This window comes from Hyphomicrobium sp., from assembly GCF_019753045.1.
Classification (GTDB): Bacteria; Pseudomonadota; Alphaproteobacteria; order Rhizobiales; family Hyphomicrobiaceae; genus Hyphomicrobium_B.
The window spans coordinates 143,273-168,141 of sequence record NZ_JAIELN010000012.1; the positions used below are offsets into that span (position 1 = coordinate 143,273).

The window sequence follows — 24,869 nt, forward strand, 5'->3', positions numbered from 1 at the left end:
CGATCCCTGGGGAGAGCATAAGGCAGTGTCACCGTTTCTTGTCCAGCTTGGCAACTCAGCAACACTCGTGGAAGCCTTTTTAGCCTCCGTTCTTGCCGAGCAGGAGGCTGCTGGCACGCCTCCGAGGCTGGCTGAGGCTCTTCGCCACGCGGTTCTAGGGGGCGGCAAGCGTTTTCGGCCGTTTCTCGTTTTCCACAGCGCAGCGCTGTTCGGCGCTGAGAAAGAAGCCGCCCTTCCCGCGGCCGCCGCGCTCGAGTGCATCCACTGCTATTCGCTGGTGCACGACGATCTTCCTGCGATGGATAACGATGAACTCCGCCGCGGCCGCCCGACAGTGTGGAAAGCGTACGACGAGTGGACGGCCATTCTGGTGGGAGACGCGCTTCAGGCTCTCGCGTTCGAACTGATCGCCGGCTCAAAGGGCCGCGGCGATCCGAAGGCGCGGGCGGAGCTCGTCTACCTTCTCGCTGTGGCGTCCGGCGCCAACGGAATGGTCGGCGGACAGGTTCTCGATCTCGAAGCCGGAAAACTCGGCGCGCGACCCGATCCGACCATCACCGACATCATGCGCTTGCAGGCGCTCAAGACCGGGAAGCTGATCACGGCAGCCTGCGAAATGGGGGCAATCGTCGGGGGCGCGAGCTTCGAACAGCGCGCAGCTCTTAAAACGTACGGCGAGCATCTCGGCGCCGCTTTCCAGATCAGCGACGATCTGCTCGATGCGGAAGGCTCAAGCGCGGATGTCGGCAAAGCGACAGGCAAAGACGCTGCCGCGGGCAAAGCGACGTTGATCGGGATGCTTGGAATTGCGGAGGCGCGTCGCTATCTCGACCGCTCCATCGCGTCCGGCATCGACGCCCTTGCGATATTCGGAGACAAAGCAGAGCCCCTCGCTGAAGCTGCGCGACTGATGGGCCGTCGCGAAAGCTAGAGCGGAGCTCTGCTTTAATTCACATTCAGAACTTGTAGTTGAGACCGAGGCGCACGGTCTGGAAGTCGTTGTTTACGCCCAGCGCATCATCGCCCAAGCCGACGTAGAGATACTCGGCTTTGGCGCTCCAGTTCTGAGCGAAGGCCCATTCGATACCGCCGCCGACTGCGTAGCCGGTCTGCGTACCGGAGCTCTTCCATTTATCGCCGTCGCTAAAGCGAACGCGCGTGTCGACGTCTGCGAACGCGACGCCGCCCGTGCCGTAAAGGAGCCAGGGTCCGGTTGCGATACCGACGCGGCCACGTACGGTCGAGAACCAGTTGATGTCAGAGCGGACCTTATCGTCAAACGCCGTGGTGGTCTGGCCGCCGATGTCGCCGCCCTGGAAATCGCCCTCGATACCAAACACCAAACGCCCGCGCTGCCAGTTGTATCCGAGCTGCGCGCCGCCGTAGCCGCCTTCAGGCTTGGTAACGTTCGAATTCGACCAGCCATAGCCGCCGTTGATGCCGACATAGGCACCCTGCCAGATCGAAGGCGCCTCGTAGCGCGCTTCCGGCGGCGGCGTATAAGGCTGGTAGGGACCAAGATCCGCTGCCCAGGCGCCGCCGCTGCTTGCGGTCAGCAGGAACACAGCTCCGCCGAACGCGGATTTGACTGGAAACGATTGCATTTTAAACCCCGTATGACTTCGGCCGTCCGGCCATTCTTGAGCTGGTTAACGTCCTAACGGGATATAGGTTTCCAATTTGGCAACCGGGGCGCGGAAACCGGGAAACTGCTATGCATGATTAATTTGATCTAAATTGAGTATTTCCAGACTCTTTATGCGCGTGCCGTAAGACGGCGTTTGCCGGATTTGAGCCCTTGTTTCCGAGTTTGCGCGCCAATCGGCGATCCCGCAATTTCAGTAGCGGCAGGATCCAATGGGCGAGGCGAATCTCGCGACGCGATTTTTCCGGATCGACCAGGTGCGTCGTCGGCAATCGCTGCGTGAAAGAACTCTCCATGAGAGTTCCGAGAGGAAGCGTAAGTTCGTCCTGCAGCGTGATCATGCGCGCGTAAAGATCCGCCAGCGGCGTGATGAGGCGACCGAAGCCATTTCGGGCCTGAGCCCAGCCGACGATATAAAGTCCGCGAACGCCCGGCGGGAATGCGCCGCCGTAGACCTGCACCACGCCGTCCTTCACCTTCACGAGTCCATCGCGGAGGAATGGAAACGACGTATTGAAACCCGTTGCGGCGACGATCAGATCGTACTCACCCGTCGTGCCATCGACGAACGTCACCGTATTCCCGTCCACACGATCGATCGCCGGCCTCGGGTTGACGCGTCCGAGGCGGATCGCGTTGAGAAGGTCGGTTCCGAATGCCGGGTGGCGATCAAAGATCTTGTGGTTCGGCCTTTGAAGACCGTAGCGCCGATAATCACCAATGCTGACGGCGACCATCGATTTCAGAATTGCGCGCTGAAGAAATATCGGCAGTCCCCAAATCGGGATATCCGTCAGCGGACGACCTAAAAAGGTTTTCGGCAAATACCAATAACCGGTTTGCAGGCTTATATCGCAGTCGCGGCCGAAACGTCCGGCGTCACATGCCATGTCGACGCCGGAATTGCCGCCGCCAATAACAAGGACGCGTTTGTCCAGGAGTTGCTCCGGACCGACGTAATCTTTGGAGTGCAGAATTTCGCCGGCGAAGTTGCCGCGGAATTTCGGATAGCGCTTATCCCAATGATGGCCATTGCAGACGACTACGCCTTTGTATTTGCGTTCCTCGCCATCGGCGAATTTGACGTTCCAGTTGCCGCTACTGTCTGGCGCCGCGAGCGTCACGCTCTTGTTGAATTCGCTCGACGTCAGGAGCCCGCGATCTGCGGCGAAGGCCGTCAAATAGGCGAGCATCTGATCGGCTGACGGGAAATCGGGGTAATCCGCGGGCATCGGATAATCGGTATATTCCGTCGCCTTCTTGGAAGAGACGATGTGCGCGTGCCGATAAACGCCGTGAAGCCAGTTACCACCCACACCGGAAGCGGAATCGACGAGGTCGAAAGGAATACCGTGACGCTTCAATGCCGACGCCATCGCGAGACCGACAGGTCCTGCGCCAATAACAAGATGGCGCTCGAGCGTGCTTATTCCTTCGCTCATTCTACAAATATTCCTTCGTCGATGCTGATGCACACGTTCTTAGCAAACTGCGTTTGAAGCGTGGGGGTCCATTCGAAGAGGTGGTAACTTGTCGAAGAGGTGTTAACCGGGCCTCGATACATCATTAAGGGGGCGCAAGGCGAGCGCAGGATCGTCGCAAAGCGCCGGCGGGAGCTACCACTCCCGCGCTACTATACGAAAAGAACGCGCATTTCTTGGTTACCGGGGCGGGCCTATTCGGCCGCCGCGCCGCCGGCAATGTCTGCAACGCCGAAGCGGCGCTGAATGTAATCTTCGACGATCGCTTTGAAATCGCCCGCTATATTCGGTCCGCGAAGCGTCATCGCCTTTTTGCCGTCTATAAAGACCGGCGCCGCGGGGGACTCGCCGGTGCCCGGAAGCGAGATGCCGACATCGGCGTGCTTGCTTTCGCCAGGGCCGTTCACGATGCATCCCATCACAGCGAAATTGAGCGTCTCGACGCCGGGATACTGCGTTTTCCAATCCGGCATGCGATCGCGGATCATATCCTGGATGTCGCGGGCGAGTTCCTGGAAAACAGTCGATGTCGTGCGGCCGCAGCCGGGGCAAGCGGCAACGACGGGCACGAACGATCGCAATCCCATCGTCTGCAGCAGTTCCTGCGCGGCGCGGACTTCCTGCGCGCGGTCGCCACCGGGTTCCGGCGTCAGCGAATAGCGGATCGTGTCGCCGATGCCCTGCTGCAGGAGAATGCCAAGCGCCGCCGACGAAGCGACGATGCCTTTCGATCCCATGCCCGCTTCGGTGAGGCCGAGGTGGAGCGCGTAACGGCTGCGGTCGGCAAGCATCGCGTAGACGGCAAGGAGATCCTGAACCGACGATACCTTGCCCGACACGATGATCTTGTCGCGTCCGAGTCCCATCTCCTCCGCGCGTTCAGCAGAAAGGAGCGCCGATTGCACCATAGCTTCGTGCATGACGCTGCGAGCCGATTTCGGCTCCGGCGAATTGGCGTTCTCGTCCATCAGATGCGTCAGCAGCTCGGCATCGAGCGAGCCCCAGTTGACGCCGATGCGGACGGGTTTGTCGTGCTTCATCGCCGTCTCGATGATGGCGCCGAACTGACGGTCTTTCTTGTCTTTGAAGCCGACGTTGCCGGGATTGATGCGGTACTTGTCGAGCGCTTCGGCACAGGCAGGGTTATCGCCCAAAAGCTTGTGGCCGATGTAATGGAAATCGCCGATGAGAGGCACGTTGACGCCGCGCTTGCGCAGCTGGTCGCGAATGTGGGGGACGGCCTTGGCAGCCTCATCACGATCGACCGTGATGCGGACGAGTTCGGACCCTGCCCGCGCCAGGTCTGCCACCTGCTTCACGGTCGATGCGACATCTGCCGTATCGGTGTTGGTCATCGATTGGACGACGACCGGCGCACCGCCGCCGACCTGAACACCGCCGACGCTGACCGCAACGGTCTCATGCCGGGCTTTCATCGTGATGCTGCCGCCGTGCGACATCGTGTAGGCCTTTCCGGAACCCTGTGGAGCGAAGTTCTAGCGCCGTCTGAGGCTTCCCGCCAGAAGCGATATGGACGCGATTGTGCACAGCGCTATGACGATGCTGGGGCCGCCCGGGGCATCGCTCGAAAGCGACAGCCAAAGGCCGAGGATAACGCCTAAAATCGCCACCGCCCCAGCGAGCACAGCCATCCGCTCGGGCGTTTCGGATAGTGGCCGCGCGGCAACGGCCGGGACCACAAGAAAAGCCATAACGAGCAAAATGCCGACGATCTTCATCGCGACCGCAATCACCACCGCCAGAAGGAGGTCGAACGCCGCTCGCGGCAGCCGGGGGTTGATGCCTTCAGCGGTCGCCAGATCTTCGTGCAATGAAAGCCGCACGAGAGGCTGCCAGAGATAGAGCGTGATGGCGACGACGACGGCGCCACCGCCGTAGATCCAATAGAGATCGGTCGCAGTCACCGCGAAGACGTCGCCGAAGAGATAGCTCATCAGATCGATGGCCGGGCCTTTGACCAATGCGATTGCCGCGATCCCCAGCGCCAGCGTCGCGTGGTGCATCAGGCCTAGCGCTGAATCGAGCGGCACCATTTTCTGGCGCGAGAGAAGCGTCAGGACGCCCGCCGCGGCGATGGCAGCGAGAATGACCGAAAACGTCAGATCGACGTTGGCCGCGAGGCCCAGCGCGACGCCCAGGAGGCCCGCCTGCGAGAGCGTCTCGCCGACGTAGGACATCCGTCTCCATACGACGATGCAGCCGAGGGGCGCGGCGATGATTGCTAGTCCGACGGCTGCGAATAATGCGCGCCAGACGAACGGCTCGGGCCAATCAAACACTCAGGAGCCTCGCCCTGGCGGTGAGGCGCCGGCGAGAGGCTTGGGTTCGCCTGTCAAATCGTGCCGATGGTCGTGGTGATGACGGTAGACGCCGAGAACGGAGGCGGCCTGCGGTCCAAAGATGCGGGCGTAGGCGGCGTGTTGCGACACGTCCTCGGGCTTGCCCGAGCAACAGACATGCGCGTTCAAGCAAATCACGCGATCGCTGCGCGCCATGACGACGTGAAGATCATGCGACACGAGAAGAACACCGAGGTTATGCTTGTCACGCAGGCGGCCGATCAGATCGTAGAGGTCGGCCTCGCCGGTGAAGTCGACGCCGCTCGCGGGCTCATCGAGAATAAGCAGGTTTGGCTTACGAAGCAGCGCGCGCGCAATCAAGACCCGCTGGGTTTCGCCGCCCGATAATTTCGACAACTGCTGATTGATCGTCTTCGCCGCGCCGGTTTCTTCCAGCGCCGCCTTGATGGCTTTCTGCGTTGTATGCTCACCGAGCGCCAGGAACGACTCGACCGTCATCGGGATCGCCGAATCGACTTCAAAGCGCTGCGGAACGTAGCCAATGCGCGTCGATGCCGGTTTTATGATGCGGCCGCGTTCGGGGTGCTCGATGCCGAGCAGAATTCGGACGAGCGTCGTCTTCCCGGCGCCGTTGGGCCCGATCAGCGTGACGATCTCGCCGCGTCTGACGTCGACGTCGATGTCGGACAGTACCTCGCGGCTGCCGCGCCACATCGTGACGCCGCGGGCGGAAATCAGCGCGCCGGGATCGGGCTCCGCAGCCCGTTTCTCATCGGTTTGCTGATGGCCATGGCTGTGACCGCAGCTGCAAGGCGCGGCCGCGGCGTCAATTGCGCTTTTGCCGTTCGGCGTACCCGTTCCTGGTGCATCACGGGATGACAAATATGTTCTCCATGCGCGAAGGCTCGACGACAATTCGGGTCGCGGTCTTGCTGATATTGCCTATGCCTTGCGGCGCGCCGCGCACTCCTGGCATGTGCCGGAGACTTCGACAAAGCGCACGCGAGGCTCGAAATTGGCGCTTTCGGCCGCGGTATCGATGGCGTGGAAGATATCGTCACCATCGACTTCCTGCACAATCCCGCATTTCTCGCAGCTGAGAAACATCGGACGACGACCGGTTCTCGGCTGATGCAGGCGCCGGCAGGCGAAATAGGCATTCTTGCTTTCAAGCCGATGGACGACGCCCGCTTCAAGAAGCGCGTCCAAGGCCCTGTAGACGGAAATCGGCGCGAGCCTCGTGCCCTTTTTGGCCAGGCGATCCAGGACCTCGTAGGCGCCTACGCTTGCGAGCGTCGAGGCGATTTCCTCGAACACTTTGCGGCGCAGGTCCGTGAACCTGATGTTCTTTTCCGCGAAGATGGCGGTTGCCTGCTCAAGCGACGTTTTTACTCGCTCGCGAGCGCGTTGGTCGTCGGCTGCCGTTGTCACCATAACAGTCCTCTAAACCGGCCAGACAAGCGCTTTGGAAACCCTCAGGCCACTGGACAATATAACATGTCGGGGTTGCCCGCCATTCGGTTCAAGGCGGCGGCGCGATTTTTGTGCGGCGCGGCTAGGCACTTGACCCCATTTGGATTATCGCTCCAACTCCCGAATTCTAAAGGGAAGTTCATGCGATGAGCACATTTCGTCTTAATGTTGCCGCCAATCGGCCAGCTGGGCCGCGCATTTATTAAGGTAAGCAGCGGGCGATTCGCCACAAACGGAAGGCCGGAATCGGGCTCAGGATGGACATCAAGTTTCTGATCGACAGGCTGGCGGAGCACACCCAGCCGATTGGCATCGCAGTTTTCTTGACGTGCAGCCTCATCCTTCTGCTTCGCACACGGGTTGCGAGGCGCCTCCGAGCCGTCATCGAAGACACCGTTTTCACCAATTGGCGGCTCGCTCTGCTCGGTACGACCGGCATCGTCCTGTCGGGCGCCGCGGGCTGGCGAACCTGGGAAGGAATGTACAATTTCACCGGCGAGCCCCTGCTCTCCGGCATGGTGACGTTCGGCATTCAAGGCATCATGCTGATCGTCGCCTGGCTGATCGGCGAAAGCTTTGCGACGGGAATGAACTCGCGGGCGCGCCCGGGCCAATCCTCGCTCGTCAGCTCGGCGGCGCAGCCGTGGATCGGCTCATTCATCGGCTTCCTCCTCTTCGTCACGGGGTTCGTTCTCTTCCTGCAATGGTCGGGACAGAGCGGCACGAAACATCCGGGTGTCGAAGACATCAACTGGTCCGCCGCCAGCGACAAGTTCCTGATGTTCGCTGCGGGACTGCTCCTTTTCGCGCTTTTCGCGCTTTATGCGGCCAGCGATCTGGTGCGGCCCTACGTGCAGGTGATCCGCGTCATCATCCGGAATTCGATGCTCTGGGTGATGTTCCTGGCCTGCATGGCGACGAGCGTCTTCTTCTCGTTCGACAGCTTCTTCACCTCTATCTTCCCGCAGTCGGAGCGTGTGCGCGCCGCCGAACTTCGCGCGCAGAACCAGGTTGCCGGAATCATCACCGACATCGAGCAGGCCATCGCCGCCCGTCGCGCGGTCCTGGCGGAAGAGCTTTTCACGACGGATGCGTGGAAGAGCTATGAGCAGCAGCTCGAACACGTCGCAAAAGCCGCGGCCCAGTCGCAGGGCGTGATCGAGCGCTTCGTCAACGATCAGATCGAAGAGCACCGGCGCTCGGTGAAAGAGCAGCAGGAGCGGATATCGTCGGCACAGGCAGGCCAAGCAGGGTTGGCCAATCGCAAGACGTCGCTGACGGATGAGAAGTCGAATCTTGCCGGGCAGCGGCCAGAGCTTGCAGCCGATTACGCGGCCAAGAAGGCCGAGTACGACGCCAAGCTGCGCGATGTCGACGCCAAGCGCGTCGAGGCGCTTGCCGAGGACAAGGGAGTCGAAGGAAGCGGCAAGGCGGGCCGCGGGCCGCTTTATCGTGAGCGTATGGGCGAGCTGACGCAGCTTCAGGCCGCCGCTCAGATCGCGCAGGAGCGGATGAAGGACGCGCAGAAGCGTCTGGCCGCCGTCGAGTCCCGGCTTTCGGCAGTCGATCGCGAGCTCGCGACGCTCGACGGCGATCTCGCGAAGTACAAAGGCGAAGCGGAGACCGCTGAGCAGCGCATCAAGCTTGCCGAGGGCAGCGCGCAGACCGACACTGGCCCGAAAACCGATCCTGCGCGTATTCTTCCCCTCTTCGATCAGACGAAGGCGGAATTCCGCGCCGACCCGACGGTCGAGCATCTGGGCCAGATCCAGCGGATGTGCGGCGAGATCACCGGCGCCATGCAGGCGACGCCTGAGACCCGCGCGCTCGTTTCGACGGTCGATTGCGATCCGAAGTCGACGGCTGACGCGGCGGCAACGCTGTTCGCACTGCAGGCAGGCACGAAGGTATTCGAGAATTCCTGCGCCGGTGGCGACAAACTCAATGCCAACAAATCGACCGACGATCTCTTCTCATTCGCGCGCGGTTGCCTTGCCGATAGCGCGCTTCCAAGCTCGGACACGGACGCGCTGCGGACGAAGATCAACCACATCGAGCTTTCACGCGATGACAAGGCGCACCGCTTCGTCGTGACGCTCAACGCGTTCCAGGACGGAAACCGGCTCGCGTATCTGGCGCTCGCCATTGCGATCGGCCTCGACGGGTTGATCTTCATGTCGGGCCTGTTCGGCGCCAATGCCGTGCGCTCACCGCTGTCGGATATTCCGAGCTTCAGAGCGCGGTCCGGCGCTCAGCTCGAGGCGACAATCAATGCCGCGCTCGGAGCGCATCCTTATGAGACAGCGTGGCTGACGCTGACGTCGCTCAAACCCATCACCAACCAGGACGGGTTTTCGGCACTTGCTGATTTGAGCAACATGGAGCGATCGCAAGCCGATCGCATCCGCATGGTGCTGACGGCCGGCGCCGATATCGGCGCGGTCGAAAACGTCAGTCTAAATCCGGAGCGCTACCGCGTTCGGAGCGAACTGCGCGAATATCTTTCGTCGGTCTGCGATAAGCAGTTCAAAGCCGATTCCAGCGCCAAGGACCGGGCTAAACTCGAGCAGCTCGTGTCAGCCGCGCTTGCACCACATCCGCGTGAGCATTCCGAAATCGTACTCAACACGCTGGAGCCGATCCGGGAGACCGAAGGCTTCACATCGCGCGTGACGCTGAAAGAGATCGACAACGATTACGATACGCGTGTCGTGCGTCGTGTGATCAATGCCGGCGCCGCCACGAAAGCCGTGGCGCCGGACCGCGACACCGACGATCTCTATTACATTCGACCGGCGCTCTACGAGACGCTTCTCACGATCCGCGCAACAGCTCCCGAGAGCACCGGCTACGGGCGTGATCGGGCGCGATTCGAGGGCGTGCTGGAACGTCCTGCGCTGGATGGCGGCGTGCTTCGCAGTGCGCAGCCGGAATTGCCTTTGCCTACGGGAAGCGTTCCGAAAATCGAGCGCCGGCGGGAGCAGCAGCAGGCGCTACCCGGCGTCCAGCCGCTTTCACAGGAAGAGCGTCAACGGCTCATCGCCTACTACCGCGAACAGTTGCTTGAAGCGGTGAATTTGCGATCCGACATCGTCGATACGCGCTTGAACCTTCCGCAGTCGCGAGATGCGATTTTGGAAGCATGGAAAGCTCTCAACGCACACAGCAAAAAGAATGAGAACCTCGATTTCTTGCTGCGCGAATTTCAGAATGGACAGGATCGCATTCTGAGTGAAGTTTATTCCCGCCTGCGCCGGGAAGCCGGCGGCGACGCGCAAAAACTATCGCTGCTCGATGGCGTCGACGGACGCGTGCGCGACGAGCTGACGCTTTATTTGTTGTTCCCGGAAACCGGGCTCATCAGCACTCTGATCGACGATCTCGAAGCTGCCGCGCAGCCGGACGAGGGCCTTGCCCTCGGTGAGCAGGACCTGAAGGATCAGCTCAAAAACGTTCATGAGGCCATGGGCCGGCTGGACCTCGACAATCCGCGCTCATGGGACGAGATTCGCCAGAAGCTCGCCCTCCGGACCGGAACGGATTTCCGGAGCCTGATGAAGAGGCCGTTGGGTCAGCCTCCTCCTGAAGAAGACGGCGATGCTTGAGGTCAGAGCTTGAATTCAACGACCTTCTGACGCTGCGTGCCGAGGCCCTCGATCTTGAGTTCCATCACGTCGCCCGCCTTCAGGAATTCCTTCGGGTTGCGCGCAGTGCCGACGCCCGGGGGCGTACCCGTCGTGATGATGTCGCCGGGGACCAGAACCATGAATTGCGTCACGTAGGCGAGAAGCTCGGGGATCTTGAAGATCATCGTCGATGTCGAGCCGTTTTGCTTGCGCACGCCATTCACGTCCAAGGACATGGCTAGGTTATCGGTATCGGGCACTTCGTCGGGAGTGACGAGCCATGGACCGATAGGTCCGAACGTCTCTGCCGACTTGCCCTTCACCCACTGACCCGCGCGCTTGCTTTGGAAGACGCGTTCCGACACGTCATTGCAGATGCAGTAGCCGGCGATGTAGTTCGCCCAGTCCTTTGCCTCCACATATCGCGCGCGCGCGCCGATGACGAAGGCGATCTCGCATTCCCAGTCGAGATGCCTGGAATTTCTCGGATACATCACGTCGTCATTGGGGCCGCAGATCGAGGTCGAAGCCTTGTTGAAGAGAATAGGCTCGGCGGGGATTTCCTGACCCGTCTCCTTGGCGTGGTCGGCGTAGTTGAGGCCGATCGCGATGAAGTTGTGCGTGCCCGCCACCGGGGGTCCGAGACGCGCGCCTTCTGGTGCTTTCGGCAGCGACGTCAGATCGAGGCCCCGCAGCCGCGCCAGCGCTGCCGGCGCCAAGTGCTCGCCCGAAAGATCCGGAATGATCCCTGAAAGATCGCGGACGGCGCCTTCGTTATCGAGGATGCCGGGTTTCTCGGCGCCCGGGGCGCCAAAGCGTACGAGTTTCATCTACAGGTATCTCCAGAGGTCGCCGTCGAGCGGGTCGGCGAGCTTCTAAGCAGAAAACGCCAGGGCTGCCAATCGCACGCCCCATGATGGCCCGGGTCGGCCGGCGGCGGCATCCCTCACAAAGATGAAATGCTGCCGGAACTTGCGCCCTCACCGCTGGTTACAACCGCGCTGTCATGTGTTCTCGCGAATGCCAGCGAGCAGCGCAGAAGCGAAGTCCCGCCATATCAGGTCTGAGGATCGATCGATGCGAAAGAGGTTTGCGGCGGGTCTTCTTCTTCTGGCCATCGCAGTCTCGGCGGGCACCGGACCACGACGGGCAGCCGCCGACACGCCACCAGCCCCCGCGCCAGCTCCCAAAGCGGAAGCACCTTCGCCTGCAAAGGCCGAAGAAAAAATTCCGCCGGTCGCGCCGTCACCCCTCGGGACGCCTGCAATCGTGGTCGACGACAGCACGGTTGAAACCCTACTTGGAAAGGATGTGAAAAGCACGACTGGGGAAAAGCTCGGGCAAGTTACCGATATCATCGTCGGACATTCGGGCGACGTGCGCGCCGCGGTGATCGATTTCGGGGGGTTCCTAGGGGTCGGCTCGCGCAAGATCGCCGTTGCCTGGCCGACACTACGCTTTTCCTCAGGAGGCATCACCCTCGAGATGGGGCGCGACGAGTTGCGCGTGACGCCGGAATATCATCCCGGCGAACCGATCGTCATTGTCGGGTCTGCCGGCGCGCCGCCGCCGCTAACCACGCCTTCGCCTCCCCCGCAATCTCCGGCGTCAACCAAATGACGGCGGCGCATTCGTCCGCCGCAGCCGCTTTTTCCTGCGCCGCGGATTGAGCCATGCGCGGCTTCAAAGCGCCGTTGGTGCAAGCGCCCTCCAAAAGAAGCCAAATCGGCGTCGACTGGTTTGCATTCTTCCTGGCCGACGCACAGGTTGGCTTTGGCCCATTCCTTACCGTTTATCTGACCACCGAAAAATGGACGAACGCCGACATAGGGCTCGTACTGACGGTCGGTAGCGTCATTGCGCTGCTCGGCCAGCTGCCGGGGGGCGCGCTGGTCGACGCGGTCGGACGCGAACGAACGCTTGCTGCGGCTTGCACCCTTGTTGTCGGAGCCACGGCGCTGTCTATTGCGATCTGGCCAACGTTCTACGCTGTCTTTTTAGCGCAAGTGATTCACTCGGTTGCGAGCGTTGTGATCGGGCCTGCGCTTGCCGCGATCAGCCTTGGACTCGTGGGTCATAATCTCATCGGGGAACGTCTCGGGCGAAATGCCCGCTTTTCTTCGCTCGGCAGCATGTTCGCGGCCGCGACCATGGGGGCCATCGGCTATTACTTGTCGAGCCAAGCGGTGTTCTTCGTTTCGGCAGCGATGACGGTTCCGGCCGTGATGGCACTCTACCTGATCATACCGGCGGACTTTCACCGCGAAGAGCTCGAGCCGAAACCGGAACCCGAATATCACTTCGTCCACGCAGCGAAGACTCTTCTGGGCATACGGCCGCTGCTCATCCTGGCGGGGTCCGTCGCTCTCTTCCATCTTTCCAACGCCGCCGTGCTGCCGCTCGCCGCGAACCTGATCACGTTGCGCTCGACCCAGTCGGCGACCGTCCTCGTTGCGCTTTGCATTATCGTTCCTCAATTCATCGTCGCCCTGATTTCCCCATGGTTTGGCCGATACGGCGACCGGCACGGCCGGCGTCCTCTTCTGTTGTTGGGATTTGCGGCGCTCCCGGTTCGTGCGGCCTTGCTGTCGTTCAGCTCCGATCCGACGACCATGGTCAGCATCCAATTGCTCGACGGCATATCGGCGGCGGCGCTTGGCGTCCTCGTTTCCGGCGCCGTCGCCGACGTGACGCGTGATACCGGAAACTTCAATCTCGCGCTTGCATTCGTCGGGGTTGCGATGGGCGTCGGCGCGTCGATCAGCACGACGCTCGCGGGCGAAATCGCGGCCCACTTCGGTACTTCGGCAGCGTTTCTGACGCTCGCCATGATCGGATTGTTCGCGTTTCTTCTCATAACGCTGGCGTTGCCCGAGACGAGGATTGTCGAAGAGCCAACCGAACCAGCCGCCGAGCCTGCTTAGGTTTCCGCGGCCTTCGCTCCTTGTGGCGGCGCATGCGGCTCGGCATGCCCGGTTTTGCCCGGCACCGGCGCTGCGGACTTTTCACGCGGGGTGCGCGTCACCCAGTCGGACAGGCGATCCATGTAGAGGAAGATGACCGGCGTCGTGAACAGCGTCAGAACCTGACTAATGGCCAAGCCGCCGACCATCGCGTAGCCCAAGGGCTGACGAATTTCAGCACCTGTTCCCGTTCCCAGCATCAACGGGACACCGCCGAGAAGCGCTGCGAGCGTCGTCATCATGATCGGCCGGAAGCGCAACAGCGAGGCCTTGCGGATCGCTTCGCGGGCCGAGAGATGCTCGTTTCGTTCGGCATGAATGGCGAAGTCGACGAGCATGATGCCGTTCTTCTTCACGATGCCGATCAGCAGAATGATGCCGATCATCGCCACCAGGTTGAAATCGTATCCAAAGATCATCAGCGTCGCCAGCGCGCCTGCACCGGCCGACGGCAGCGTGGAGAGAATCGTGATCGGGTGAATGTAGCTTTCGTAGAGGATGCCGAGGATCAGATAGACCACGAACAGCGCGGCCGCGATCAGCAGCGGAATTGTCGTCAGCGATTGCTGGAAAGCTTGAGCGTTGCCTTGGAATGTCGTCTGCATCGACGCGGGAAGACGAAGATCGCGTTCGGCCGCCTTGATCGCGTTCGTTGCAGTACCGAGGGACACATCCGGCGCCAGGTTGAAGCTGATCGTGACCGCGGGGAACTGCCCTTGGTGCGAGATCGATAGCGGCGCGGTTGGGCGCGTTGTCCAACTCGCGAAGGTCGCGAGCGGAACGAGGCCGCCGGTCGTCGGAGATCGAATATAGACATCGTCGAGGCTTCCCACGTCGCCCTGGATGGATGGCAGCACCTCCATGACGACGTGGTAGCTGTTCTGCTGCGTGTAATACTGAGCGATTTGGCGCTGGCCGAATGCATCGTAAAGCGTCGCATCGATCGCATCGGGAGTTAGCCCGTAGCGCGAGGCTTCGTCGCGGTTGATGTCGATGGTGAGCGTCGTTCCGGCGAGCTGCTGATCTGTCGCTACGTCGCGAAGCTCGGGCAAGGTTTTCAGCTTATCGAGAACCTTCGGGGCCCAGGTGTTCAGCTCATTCACGTTCGCATCCTGCAGCGTATACTGGAACTGCGTTCGCGAGGCGCGGCCGCCGACAGTCACGTCCTGCGCTGCTTGCATGAAGAGACGCACGCCTTCGACTTTTGCAAGCTTCGGCTGAAGCCGGCGAATGATTTCAAATGCCGAAGAATCGCGCTGGCCCTTTGGCTTCAAGGTTATGTAGACGCGGCCGCTGTTGAGCGCGGAGGTTGGGCCTCCGGCTCCGATGGCCATGGCGACGGTTGCGACCGCTGGATCGCTTGCGACCACGTCACCAATCTTCTCCTGGCGGCTCAGCATGGCCTGGAAGGAAATGTCCTGGGCTGCTTCGGAAATGCCCGTAATGAGGCCGGCATCCTGTTGAGGGAAGAAGCCCTTCGGTATCTCGATGAAGAGATAGGCTGTGAGCGCGAGCGTCGCGAAAAATGTCATCAGCGTAAAGAACTGATGGCGGAGTACAAAGTCGAGGCCGTGGGTATAGCCATTGAGCATCGCCGTGAAACCGCGTTCGCTCAGATTGTAAAGCCGGCCATGCTTGACGTCCTTCTCGCTCTTTAAAAAGCGTGATGCCATCATCGGTGTCAGCGTCAACGAAACGAAGGCGGAGACCGCTATCGTCATCGTAACGGTGACGGCAAACTCCCGAAAGATGCGGCCGATGATGCCGCTCATGAGCAACAGCGGAATGAAGACGGCAACAAGCGAAACGCTGATCGATATGACGGTGAAGCCGATTTCCTCGGCGCCTTTCATCGCCGCATCAAAGGGTTTGTCGCCGTACTCGACGTAGCGGACGATGTTTTCCAGAACGACGATGGCGTCGTCGACGACGAAGCCGACGGAAATCGTCAGCGCCATGAGCGAAAGATTATCGAGGCTGTAGCCCATGACGTACATCAGGGCGCAGGCGCCGAACAGCGCAAGCGGAACGGTGACGCTCGGAATGACGGTCGCCCACAAGCTTCGCAAAAACACGAAGATAACCGCAACGACAAGCGCCACCGATAGGAGAAGCGTGTATTCCACGTCGGCAATGGACGCGCGGATCGTTTCCGTCCTATCGCTCAGAATTTCGATTTGAATCGCCTTCGGCATCGATGCCTTAAGGCGCGGCAGTTCGGCTTTGATGCGGTCCACGGTTTCGATGACGTTCGCACCGGGTTGCTTGAATACGATGAGAAACACGCCACGCTTGCCGTTCGTCCACGCCGCCTTTTTCGCGTCCTCGGGACCGCGGATTGCCTTACCCACATCGCGAACGCGGATCGGACTGCCATTGCGGTAGGCAAGGATTACATCATCCCATGACTTCGCATCCGTCAGCTGGTCGTTGGTGTAGATCGTGTAGCCGCGATTGGTGCTGTCGAGCGATCCCTTGGGGCTGTTGACCGTTGTGATCGACAGCGGGATGCGGACCTCTTCGAGAGTAAGGTTGCGCGCGTAGAGCTTCGCGGGATCCAATTGAATGCGGATCGCCGGCTTCTGCTCGCCACCGATCGTCACCTGTCCGACGCCACTGATCTGGCTGATCTGCTGCGCGAGCTTGGTGTCGGCGTTGTCGTCGACCGTCGTCAGGGGCATTTCTTCGGACGACGCCGACATGATCAAAATGGGGCTGTCTGCCGGATTGACCTTCCGATAGATCGGCGGCTGAGGCAGATTTTGCGGCAGCTGGCCGCTGGCGGCGTTGATGGCCGCCTGGATGTCGTTGGCGGCACCATCGATATCGCGATTGAGGTCGAACTGCACGACGACAGTTGTGACGCCGAGGCCGCTGGTCGACGTCGTCTGAGTGACGCCGGGTATCTGCGCAAACTGACGCTCAAGTGGTTGCGCCACGTTCGACGCCATCGTTTCAGGGCTGGCGCCGGGAAGCGTGGCCGAAACCTGGATTGTCGGGAAGTCGATCTGCGGCAGCGGCGCGACTGGCAGGTTCAGGAACGAGACGACGCCGACGAACAGAATGCCCACCATGATGAGCGAGGTGCCGATCGGATAACGGATAAATATGCCAGATACGCCGCCGGTCGCCATGTCACTCGGCCTCCAGCACCGTGTGCTTGGATTCGGACACCGGGGAGCCCGGAGGCGTTGCCTTCTGTTTCTGTTCCTCCTTTTTCCGATCATCCGGCAGTTCGACGGCCGAACCGGGTTCCAGGCGATAGTATCCGGCGGTGACGACCTGCTCTCCGGCCTTCACGCCACTCTTGATGACTGCCTGGCCATCTTGGATTTCGCCGACGACGAGATCGCGCCGTTCAGCTTTTCGGTCGGGCCCGACGACATAGGCGAACATTTTATCGGGTCCGCGCTGGACGGCGGCATCGGGAATAACGACGACATTCTTTTCCGTCGTGATCAGCAGTCGCGTCGCGACGGTCAGGCCGGGCCAAAGAGTCATTTCGGTGTTCGGGAATCTCCCCTTCAGCTTGATCGAGCCGGTGGTCGTGTCGACTTGGTTATCGACGAGCGAAAGCTCGCCCTTGGCGAGTTCCTGTTTGCGGTCCGACGTGAATGCGGTGACGGACAACGGTCCGTGCTTCAGCTCATCGAGGATGCGCGGGAGACGTTCTTCCGGCTCCGTGAAGATCACGGCGATCGGCTGAATTTGCGCGATGGTCACGACGCCGCCCGTGTCTCCTGCGTGGATGATGTTGCCCTGATCGACGAGACGAAAACCGACGCGGCCGGAGATTGGGGCCTTGATAGTCGTGTAGACGACCTGAACCTCCGTATTTGCGATCGCTCCGGCATCGGCCTTGAGGAGCGATTCCTGCTGCGCGATGTTCGACCGTTGCGTGTCGATCTGTTGTTGCGTGGTTGCTAGCGTGCCGACTTTTTCGAAACGCTCGAGATCGCGCTTAAGGTTGGCGAGGTTGGCCTCGTCCTGCGCCTTCTTGGCGACGGCCTGATCGAGAGCGGCCTGATACGGCCTCGGGTCAATCTGGATCAAAAGATCGCCGGCCTTGACGAATTGGCCCTCCTCGAAGGCGACCTTGGTGATCTCGCCGTCGACGCGCGAGCGAACCGTCACCGTATTCCAGGCTTGCACTGTACCGAGGCTGTCCAAATAAACCGGGAAGTTCTTGGCGACAGCGTCCACGGCCGTGACGGGCACGCGCTCGTCCGGATTTTTTTCCACTGTTCTTGTTTCGGCGCGGTGATGCTGCCAGACCCAATAGCCACCGCCAGCCAAGCCGGCCAAGAAAACCAACCAGATAAATGTCTTAACCAGCGACCTCAACACGACTGCTCCATGCGTGGCAGCGGAGAAGTTGTGAGGCGGACAGCCCGCCTCGAATAAACGACGGTTCAGGACGGCTGTTCCGTCGGACGTCGTTTCACATTTCCCGTCCGCAACGGCCGAAAAACATTCCGCATCCGGATAAACTTGGGATTTCAGCCGTCGATGTCGACCATGATGGCGTTTATTTAACGCGGCTCTGCCTTGGGATCATCAGTTTGCGGATCGACGGACGCTGTCTTGCGCCTGATGGCGCTCGCCGACTCTCGCATAGTACTCGTGGTTTACCGCGAGCAGCTGCTCCCGCCGTCGCCCAATCTCAATTTGCGTGAGCGTCGCGGTAAACAAAATCCGCGGATTCTAAGCTTCTGAGCATGCCGATCTCTCGCGTGGCATGACGCCCCTCAACGATGAGGCGCGGTCAGCGTTCCGAATGCAGGGAAGGCGTCGATGCCCTTTGCGCAAGTTCTCAAGTTATGACGAGCAGGTAGCGCCTACCAGCGCCGGGCGTTCGGAGCGCTCTCTCCCAAGAACCGCAGAATCCGGTCCACAAGCTCGTCGGGGCAGTTCGAGCCGTTCAGAACAATTTCCGGATTTTTTGGTGGTTCGTATGCGGACGAAATGCCTGTGAAGTTCGGGATGAGACCTTGACGCGCCTTCTTGTACAGACCCTTCGCGTCCCGCTTTTCGCACGTTGCCAAAGGCGTATCGACATAGACCTCTATGAATTCATCCTGATCAAAAATCTGTCTCGCCTTTTGCCTCTGCTCGATGAGAGGCGAGATCAGCGAGACGATCACGATCAGTCCCGCGTCTACCATCAGCTTCGCGACTTCGGAGATTCTGCGGACATTCTCCATCCGGTCTTCGGACGAGAAATCGAGATCGCTGCAGATGCCGTTGCGGCAACAGTCTCCATCCAGCACGAACGTATGGCGGCCGGCGGCGTAGAGCGTCTCATCAAGAAGGTTTGCCACCGTTGTCTTGCCGGCGCCCGATAGGCCGGTGAACCAAATGCAGCACGGCCGTTGTGCCTTCAGATCGGCGCGATGAGCCTTGGTGATGGCAGAATCCTGCCACTGCAGGTCACCCGCTTTGCGTGAGGGGCGTTTTGGCGCTTCAACTTCAAGTATATGAGATTGCGCTCTCTGCATGTGTCCCCCAAGTGCTTGTAGGGACAGGCTAGCTGCAAATCGGTCGTCGCGAACTATTTGAGCGACGGGAAACCGGATATTTCGGTGGCTATGACAGATCAGCCACAACATCCGGTAGGAAAGTGGGAAAATTATTCCCGTCCGCTGGGCAGAGCACGGAAGGGAACGCATGCGGTAGACACGCTCGGAAGAAATTCCCTGAGCGCTGCTAACGCCTCACCACTCATATCCAAAGTAGTCGAGTTCAGCTTTTGCGTGCTTCTCGATATAGGCACGCGCGGCCGGGTTTAGATAATCCCGATGGCTCGCCGTGCGCGGGCGCAACCCCGCCTTGGCGTCGGGCAGCGCGATCGGCTCTTGGATGCCCAATCGATCGAGGGTCGTGCGGAGACCGGACTCAAGCTCCTCGTAGCGAATGAAGTGGTCGACGAGCACATTTTGCCCGGAAGCATACATGAACCAGTTGGTCAGCATGACCGGCGGGATCTTGTGGAGAATGTAGTCGTTGACCCTCTCCTTGGTGTGATCCGACGTTTTCCGGTTGTTCCAGAAATACTGGCTTATCGCCCGGTCGTAGGGATTACGCACGACCGTGAACTTGAAATATTCGTTCCAAACCTTTTTCGACAGCCCGCGCTGAATCCGGAAGGCCGGCATGTGATCATAAAAGGTCATGCGGGGACGATGATGCTTTTCCAGCGGAACGAACGGAGGAATCGGCAGAGACACATAGGCAGCCCGGTGAAGCGGGATTCGCAAATTGCGCGGCCTGCGAGATTCCAAGAATTGCGCGTATTTTGGATCCTTCGCTTCCATGCCTGGCGTGACGATGTCCTCGGGTCCGCAAAAAAGGGACAGCTGCATTTCCACGCTGGATCCGCCCGTCTTGCCCGTTTTGACAAAAATGAACTTGTGACGGTGCGAGACGATCATTTCCAACCCTGAGTGCTTATGAAGTGCCGCGAGGCGGTTGCCGCCTGATGAGACGGCAATCGCATGACTCGCGGGATCATAATGTACTTATTTTCCCTCATCCACGGGGTTGTTCGAGGATGAGGTGAAATTTGCCGCCGACGAGCGCAGGGGCACGCCCCTTCGTTTTCGATGCGGCGTCAGATCAACAGGAACACCAGTGTTGCGACCGCCATTGCGACGGTGGCGATCCAGCCGATCACGAGCAACGGGCGCGGGAGCGTTAGCCGCCCCATGATGTGAGGATTCATCGCCATCACCATCATCACGGCCATGAGCGGCGCTGCCAATATTCCATTGACCACTGCGGTCCAGTACAGCGCCTTGATGGGATCGATGGACGTGAAATTGAGCAACACCCCGCCGAGCGTCGCGACCGCTATCGTCGCATAGAACGCCTTTGCTTCTTGTAGCTTGTAATTGAGACCTTGCCTCCAGGAGAAAAGTTCGCTCACGCCGTAGGCCGCCGAGCCGGCCAGTACCGGTACGGCCAGCATGCCAGTAGAGATGATCCCGATCGCGAAGAGCGCAAACGTGAATGCCCCCGCAACGGGTCGCAGAGCTTCTGCCGCTTGCGAAGAGGTTTGGATATCGGTCACGCCGGTGGCGTTCAACGTCGCCGCCGTCGCGAAGATGATGAACAGAGCGATGACGTTCGACACGCCCATTCCAACCATCGTGTCGATGCGAATGCGCGAAAGCTCCGGACCCGCATCTCGCGGCGTGACGCATAGGGGTTTGACGTGACGCCGATGCAGCTCTTCCACTTCCTGCCCGGCCTGCCAGAAAAACAGATATGGGCTGATCGTCGTACCGAGAACAGCGACGAGCGCCATGGCATGGGGACCATCAAATTCGAAATGCGGAACAAACGTTCCGAGAAGGGCCGTTCCCCACGGCACATGCGCCGTGAAAGCGACGCCCACATACGTGAATAAGCAGAGCGTGGCCCATTTGAGCACGGCCGCATACCTGGCATAGCTGACGAACGTCTCGAGTAGAATGCACACGATGCCGAACAACACGGTGTAGACGCGTTCCTGGCCGCCGATCAGCAAACCTAATGCAGCACCCATGGCGCCAAGGTCGGCACCGAGATTGATCACGTTCGCCACGAGCAGGAGAAAGACAACGGCACGGAGCAACCACGGCGAATAGTGGCGTCGCAAATTGTGCGCGATGCCGTGACCGGTTACGCAGCCGATCCTTGCGGCGATTGCCTGGATGGCGGTCATCAGTGGAAAGCTGAAGAGCATGGTCCATGCGAGGCCATAGCCGAATTGCGCCCCGACCTGGCTGTAAGTCGCGATCCCGCTTGGATCATCATCGGCGGCGCCCGTGACCAACCCGGGTCCCAGTCTTGCGAAGAATCCCGTCGAAGATGGCGACCCAGCCGCGACCCCATTGGGAGGATTGACGATATCAGCAGTCGTTTCAGTCGCGTTCGGATCCGTAGACATACCCTTCCTGCGCAGGTTTGACGTCGATTTAGCCAGTTCGACAGGCAAGCTTAAGAGGCTGGCGAACGTCGTTTGTGCGCTGAATACTCAAGGTGCGCAATTTGCGGCTCTTCTACAGCAACGGTGCGCTGTTGTGAATGTTCGACGCGGTCCGCCCAGCCAGGACACCATCCAAACACGCGGTTTCTAGCCAGACAGTAAGTACCAACTGGCTAGGTCAAGAAGTCTATTTGCGGGCGCGGCTCCATCCACATTTCTAGACCTTGGGTGGCCTCGGATGCAGTGCCGGGCTCGTGCGCTGCAAGTTCAATGGAGTTGACCCATGAAAATCGCTTCAAAACATATCGCCGCCGCGGTCGGTTCTCTTGCGCTCCTCGCCGTAGCTGCACCAATCGCGAATGCAAACTATTTGGGCTTGGCTGATGGCAACCCTGGACCTGCCGATATCTGGGCTGCAACGCATCCGGAGTTCGGCAAAGTTGTGCATTCCCATCAGACAACGATGGGCTTCCGAGCTTCGAGAGATTGCGCGAGCTTGCGCGAAGCCGCATTGGATACCGGATCGCGGCGCATGTGGCATCGCTATCAGGTTTGCAGGGGTGGATGAACTACCCTCGCGGTCCGCTAAAATGACCGCGCGATGAATTTCGTTTCATGCATTGCCTCGCATCTCTATCAAAGGGGTGGGAGGCAATCGCGCTAGGCCGGCAATCCTGGCGAGCGCGCGAGGGCGGCATCTGGGGGATTGAGGAATTCCTCGACTACGATTTTTCGCTTGAAGACGTTTAGCCATCAAATTCACACGCGACGCACACACTTTGACCTGTGCGGCGCGCGTGCGGCGTGGATTGCGAAAGCGCGAAATTCTCGCGATCCGCTAAAATTTCGAGCAGTCGAAGAGATTAGGCATCCACTGATATGACGAGGCCACGTCAGAAAGCGCCTGATTCACGCCGGTTTCTGACGTTTCCCAATCTGGCACCGAAGTTGCAGCTCCTCCATCGAAGCTCATTTCGCAAGATGCCGGATGTATCGCGAATTCTCAGTCCAAACCACGCCTCTGCCGCAACGGGCCCGGTCATGGCAGGAGGCGGTATCTCAAATTATCTTGCCGTTCGAAGCCTCGTTTCGGCATCCAGATAGCTTTAACGCAATCTTGAGAAGTTGGGACCTTGGGACCGCGTCGCTGACGTGGATGCGTACAGACGCGGTCCGTTACATTAGAAGAGTCGGACACGTCCAAGGCGATCACGAAGAGAATATTCTGGTTTCCTTCTCATCGCATTCCGACGTCTGCTTCGAGCAAGACGGCATTCGGCTTCAATGCCCGAAGAAGCAGTTCTTCATCGAAAAGGGCCGAGAACCCTCGGATTTTCTGCAAACCGACAGCAACGAAATTTGGGTGCTCAAGATACCTCTGGCATCCGTCAAAAGGCACATCCGATCCATCGACCCCTTCTATGGCAGACTATTCGATGGGGATTCAGGCGTCGGCGGCCTCTTGTTCGACATGGTGCAGCAGGTGCCTCGCCGGTTCGGATCTTCGAACGATCGCTCGGCGGAAGGGGTCGGCAATACTTTCATCGAGCTTCTCGTCCTTGCGATCGAGTCTCACAATCGCGCGGTGAATAGCTCCCAATCTTCGGTGCAGCGCGCGCACCTCAGCCGCGTCGAGCGCTTCGTGAAGCAAAACATCGGCAACCCCAACCTTTCGCTCGAGATGATTGCGGGTGCCTGCAATATCTCCGTGCGCTACCTGCACACGCTTTTTCAAGGCAGCGGGACTTCGATAGCGCATTGGATCCGGGACATGCGGCTGGAGGCTTGCCGGGCGCAACTGTCGGAAACAAATCGACGGGAGCGCATAAGCGAGATTGCATATCGGTGGGGCTTCAGCGATCAAGCTCAATTCAGCCGGCACTTCAAATCTCGTTATGGAATGACGCCTCGAGAAATGCGCGCGACCGCAGAACGAGACACTCTGAACAAGTGCTCACCAATCATCACTTAGCACCGCAAAAATCTGTCCGATCGAGTGCTCGGCCGCTATCGGTTCGCGAGCTTACCGATGCCACGCGTTCATTCTCATGTGGCATCCCGGCCGGGACGCTCGTGTGGAAAATTCAAAACTCTGCGGTGCACTATCGCGCAATGGTTTGTGCACTCATTGGCAAGTTGACGCCGGTCAGACTGCTATCGTGTCAGTCAAGTCGACCGGCACCTGAGACCGTGGTCTCGCCAATCGGACAAAGCACACCACGACTTCCCAAACACCCGAGCCATCGTGGCTGTTCGGCATCGCCGGCGGCTTGCTGGACATGTGTATCAATTCTCGATTGAGGCAACCCAGGAAACATCGATGCACAAGCGCTTCCTCACGACCGTCGTCGCTCTCACGGCATGCTTGGCCTTCTCCTTGACGCCCGCGCGGGCCGAAAAGAAGGATCATTTTCGGGTCGCCTGGTCGATCTATGCAGGATGGATGCCGTGGGGTTATCTAAAAGACCAGGGCATTTTGAAGAAGTGGGCGGACAAGTACAACATCACCATCGAACTCGTCCAACTCAACGACTACATCGAGTCCATCAACCAATACACAGCCGGCAAGTTTGACGGATGCGGCATGGCTACCATGGACACGCTGACGATCCCGGCTGCGGGCGGCGTCGACACGACCATCCTCGTCATGGGTGATTACTCAAACGGCAACGACGGCATGGTTATGAAAACCGGCAAATCCGTAGCCGACCTCAAGGGACAGAAAGTCAATCTCGTCGAATTCTCCGTGTCGCATTATCTGCTTGCCCGCGCGTTGAACAGCGTCGGCCTGACCGAGCGCGATGTGACGACCGTCAACACATCCGAAAGCGACTCGGTCGCTGCATTCACCGGCTCAAACGAAATTCAGAACATCGTGAGCTGGAACCCGATGCTCAGCGACATCAAGAAAGTGCCCGGCGCTAAGTCCGTTTTCGATAGCTCCCAGATTCCTGGCGAGATCATGGACGTGATGGCCGTGAACTCGGAAACGCTGAAAGACAATCCAGCCCTCGGCAAAGCGCTGACAGGCGCATGGTATGAAATGTTGACCTTGATGAATTCCGGTACGCCGGAAGCGGAAAAAGCCATCGCCTCAATGGCGGCAGCGTCTGGCACGGATGCCGCCGGATTCAAGGCGCAGCTCGCCACGACTTACATGTTCTACACGCCGGCTGATGCACTCAAGTTCCAGGATTCCGCTTCTTTGAAGAAGACGATGGAACTGGTCCGCACCTTCTCATTCGATCACGGACTGCTGGGTCAAAACGCAAAGTCGAAGGACGTCGTCGGAATCCAATTTCCAGATGGGTCGACGATCGGCGACGCGAACAACATCAAGTTCCGCTTCAACACGACCTTCACAGCGATGGCTGCAGAAGGAAAGCTGTGA

General features: G+C 59.8%; 19 protein-coding genes. 7 read left to right on the forward strand and 12 right to left on the reverse strand.

What is annotated here, in order from left to right; genetic code table 11:
• The first annotated feature begins 25 nt into the window (after nt 1-25).
• On the forward strand, nt 26-931 hold the full coding sequence (locus K2Q04_RS14775) for a farnesyl diphosphate synthase (protein ID WP_291165285.1): 906 nt from the start codon (nt 26-28) through the stop codon (nt 929-931).
• A gap of 25 nt (nt 932-956) precedes the next feature.
• On the opposite strand, the gene K2Q04_RS14780 is transcribed toward K2Q04_RS14775, so the two are convergent.
• The 6 genes from K2Q04_RS14780 to K2Q04_RS14805 all read right to left on the reverse strand — a co-directional run bounded on the left by K2Q04_RS14780 (nt 957) and on the right by K2Q04_RS14805 (nt 6,881).
• Entirely contained in the window at nt 957-1,604 is a 648-nt protein-coding gene (locus tag K2Q04_RS14780; RefSeq protein ID WP_291165288.1) for a porin family protein, read from the reverse strand.
• 118 nt (nt 1,605-1,722) lie between these two features.
• Nucleotides 1,723-3,087 (reverse strand): NAD(P)-binding domain-containing protein, encoded by a 1,365-nt coding sequence (locus tag K2Q04_RS14785; protein WP_291165291.1) that lies wholly within the window; start codon nt 3,085-3,087, stop codon nt 1,723-1,725.
• Nucleotides 3,088-3,320: 233 nt separating this feature from the next.
• Complete coding sequence (gene ispG / locus K2Q04_RS14790) at nt 3,321-4,586, reverse strand: flavodoxin-dependent (E)-4-hydroxy-3-methylbut-2-enyl-diphosphate synthase (RefSeq protein WP_291165294.1); 1,266 nt, start codon at nt 4,584-4,586, stop codon at nt 3,321-3,323.
• A gap of 36 nt (nt 4,587-4,622) precedes the next feature.
• A complete protein-coding gene (locus tag K2Q04_RS14795) occupies nt 4,623-5,426 on the reverse strand; it encodes a metal ABC transporter permease (RefSeq protein WP_291165297.1) in 804 nt (267 codons plus the stop codon).
• Nucleotides 5,427-6,329, reverse strand: coding sequence for a metal ABC transporter ATP-binding protein (locus K2Q04_RS14800; RefSeq protein ID WP_291165300.1), 903 nt, complete (start codon nt 6,327-6,329; stop codon nt 5,427-5,429). It abuts the gene before it with no gap.
• Nucleotides 6,330-6,389: 60 nt separating this feature from the next.
• Nucleotides 6,390-6,881 carry a Fur family transcriptional regulator gene (locus K2Q04_RS14805; protein ID WP_291165303.1) on the reverse strand — a complete coding sequence of 164 codons (492 nt, stop codon included), beginning with the start codon at nt 6,879-6,881 and terminating at the stop codon, nt 6,390-6,392.
• 296 nt (nt 6,882-7,177) lie between these two features.
• Here K2Q04_RS14805 and K2Q04_RS14810 point away from each other — a divergent pair, with 296 nt between their 5' ends.
• Nucleotides 7,178-10,525 (forward strand): hypothetical protein, encoded by a 3,348-nt coding sequence (locus K2Q04_RS14810; protein ID WP_291165305.1) that lies wholly within the window; start codon nt 7,178-7,180, stop codon nt 10,523-10,525.
• A gap of 2 nt (nt 10,526-10,527) precedes the next feature.
• Here K2Q04_RS14810 and K2Q04_RS14815 read toward each other — a convergent pair whose 3' ends face one another.
• The gene (locus tag K2Q04_RS14815) at nt 10,528-11,376 is read right to left on the reverse strand and encodes a fumarylacetoacetate hydrolase family protein (protein ID WP_291165308.1); all 849 of its coding nucleotides are present in this window, start codon (nt 11,374-11,376) and stop codon (nt 10,528-10,530) included.
• Nucleotides 11,377-11,623: 247 nt separating this feature from the next.
• Here K2Q04_RS14815 and K2Q04_RS14820 point away from each other — a divergent pair, with 247 nt between their 5' ends.
• Together K2Q04_RS14820 and K2Q04_RS14825 are read left to right on the forward strand one after the other, a co-directional pair.
• Nucleotides 11,624-12,166, forward strand: a complete 543-nt coding sequence (locus tag K2Q04_RS14820) for a PRC-barrel domain-containing protein (RefSeq protein ID WP_291165310.1) — start codon at nt 11,624-11,626, stop codon at nt 12,164-12,166.
• Nucleotides 12,167-12,219: 53 nt separating this feature from the next.
• Complete coding sequence (locus tag K2Q04_RS14825; protein ID WP_291165314.1) at nt 12,220-13,470, forward strand: MFS transporter; 1,251 nt, start codon at nt 12,220-12,222, stop codon at nt 13,468-13,470.
• Here K2Q04_RS14825 and K2Q04_RS14830 read toward each other — a convergent pair.
• The 5 genes from K2Q04_RS14830 to K2Q04_RS14850 form a co-directional block, all read right to left on the reverse strand.
• Complete coding sequence (locus K2Q04_RS14830) at nt 13,467-16,643, reverse strand: efflux RND transporter permease subunit (protein ID WP_291165317.1); 3,177 nt, start codon at nt 16,641-16,643, stop codon at nt 13,467-13,469. The two genes, K2Q04_RS14825 and K2Q04_RS14830, sit on opposite strands and share 4 nt — an antisense overlap.
• Nucleotide 16,644: 1 nt before the next feature.
• Nucleotides 16,645-17,853 (reverse strand): efflux RND transporter periplasmic adaptor subunit, encoded by a 1,209-nt coding sequence (locus K2Q04_RS14835; RefSeq protein ID WP_291165320.1) that lies wholly within the window; start codon nt 17,851-17,853, stop codon nt 16,645-16,647.
• Nucleotides 17,854-18,347: 494 nt separating this feature from the next.
• Nucleotides 18,348-19,007 carry an adenylyl-sulfate kinase gene (gene cysC / locus K2Q04_RS14840; protein ID WP_291165323.1) on the reverse strand — a complete coding sequence of 220 codons (660 nt, stop codon included), beginning with the start codon at nt 19,005-19,007 and terminating at the stop codon, nt 18,348-18,350.
• A gap of 216 nt (nt 19,008-19,223) precedes the next feature.
• A complete protein-coding gene (locus K2Q04_RS14845) occupies nt 19,224-19,940 on the reverse strand; it encodes a sulfotransferase family 2 domain-containing protein (protein WP_291165326.1) in 717 nt (238 codons plus the stop codon).
• Between the two features lie 179 nt (nt 19,941-20,119).
• On the reverse strand, nt 20,120-21,439 hold the full coding sequence (locus tag K2Q04_RS14850; RefSeq protein ID WP_291165330.1) for a divalent metal cation transporter: 1,320 nt from the start codon (nt 21,437-21,439) through the stop codon (nt 20,120-20,122).
• A gap of 322 nt (nt 21,440-21,761) precedes the next feature.
• Here K2Q04_RS14850 and K2Q04_RS14855 point away from each other — a divergent pair, with 322 nt between their 5' ends.
• The 3 genes from K2Q04_RS14855 (at nt 21,762) to K2Q04_RS14865 (ending at nt 24,869) form a co-directional block, all read left to right on the forward strand.
• Complete coding sequence (locus tag K2Q04_RS14855) at nt 21,762-22,046, forward strand: hypothetical protein (protein ID WP_291165332.1); 285 nt, start codon at nt 21,762-21,764, stop codon at nt 22,044-22,046.
• Between the two features lie 420 nt (nt 22,047-22,466).
• Complete coding sequence (locus K2Q04_RS14860; protein ID WP_291165335.1) at nt 22,467-23,450, forward strand: helix-turn-helix domain-containing protein; 984 nt, start codon at nt 22,467-22,469, stop codon at nt 23,448-23,450.
• A 348-nt stretch (nt 23,451-23,798) separates the two neighbouring features.
• Entirely contained in the window at nt 23,799-24,869 is a 1,071-nt protein-coding gene (locus K2Q04_RS14865) for a putative urea ABC transporter substrate-binding protein (protein ID WP_291165337.1), read from the forward strand.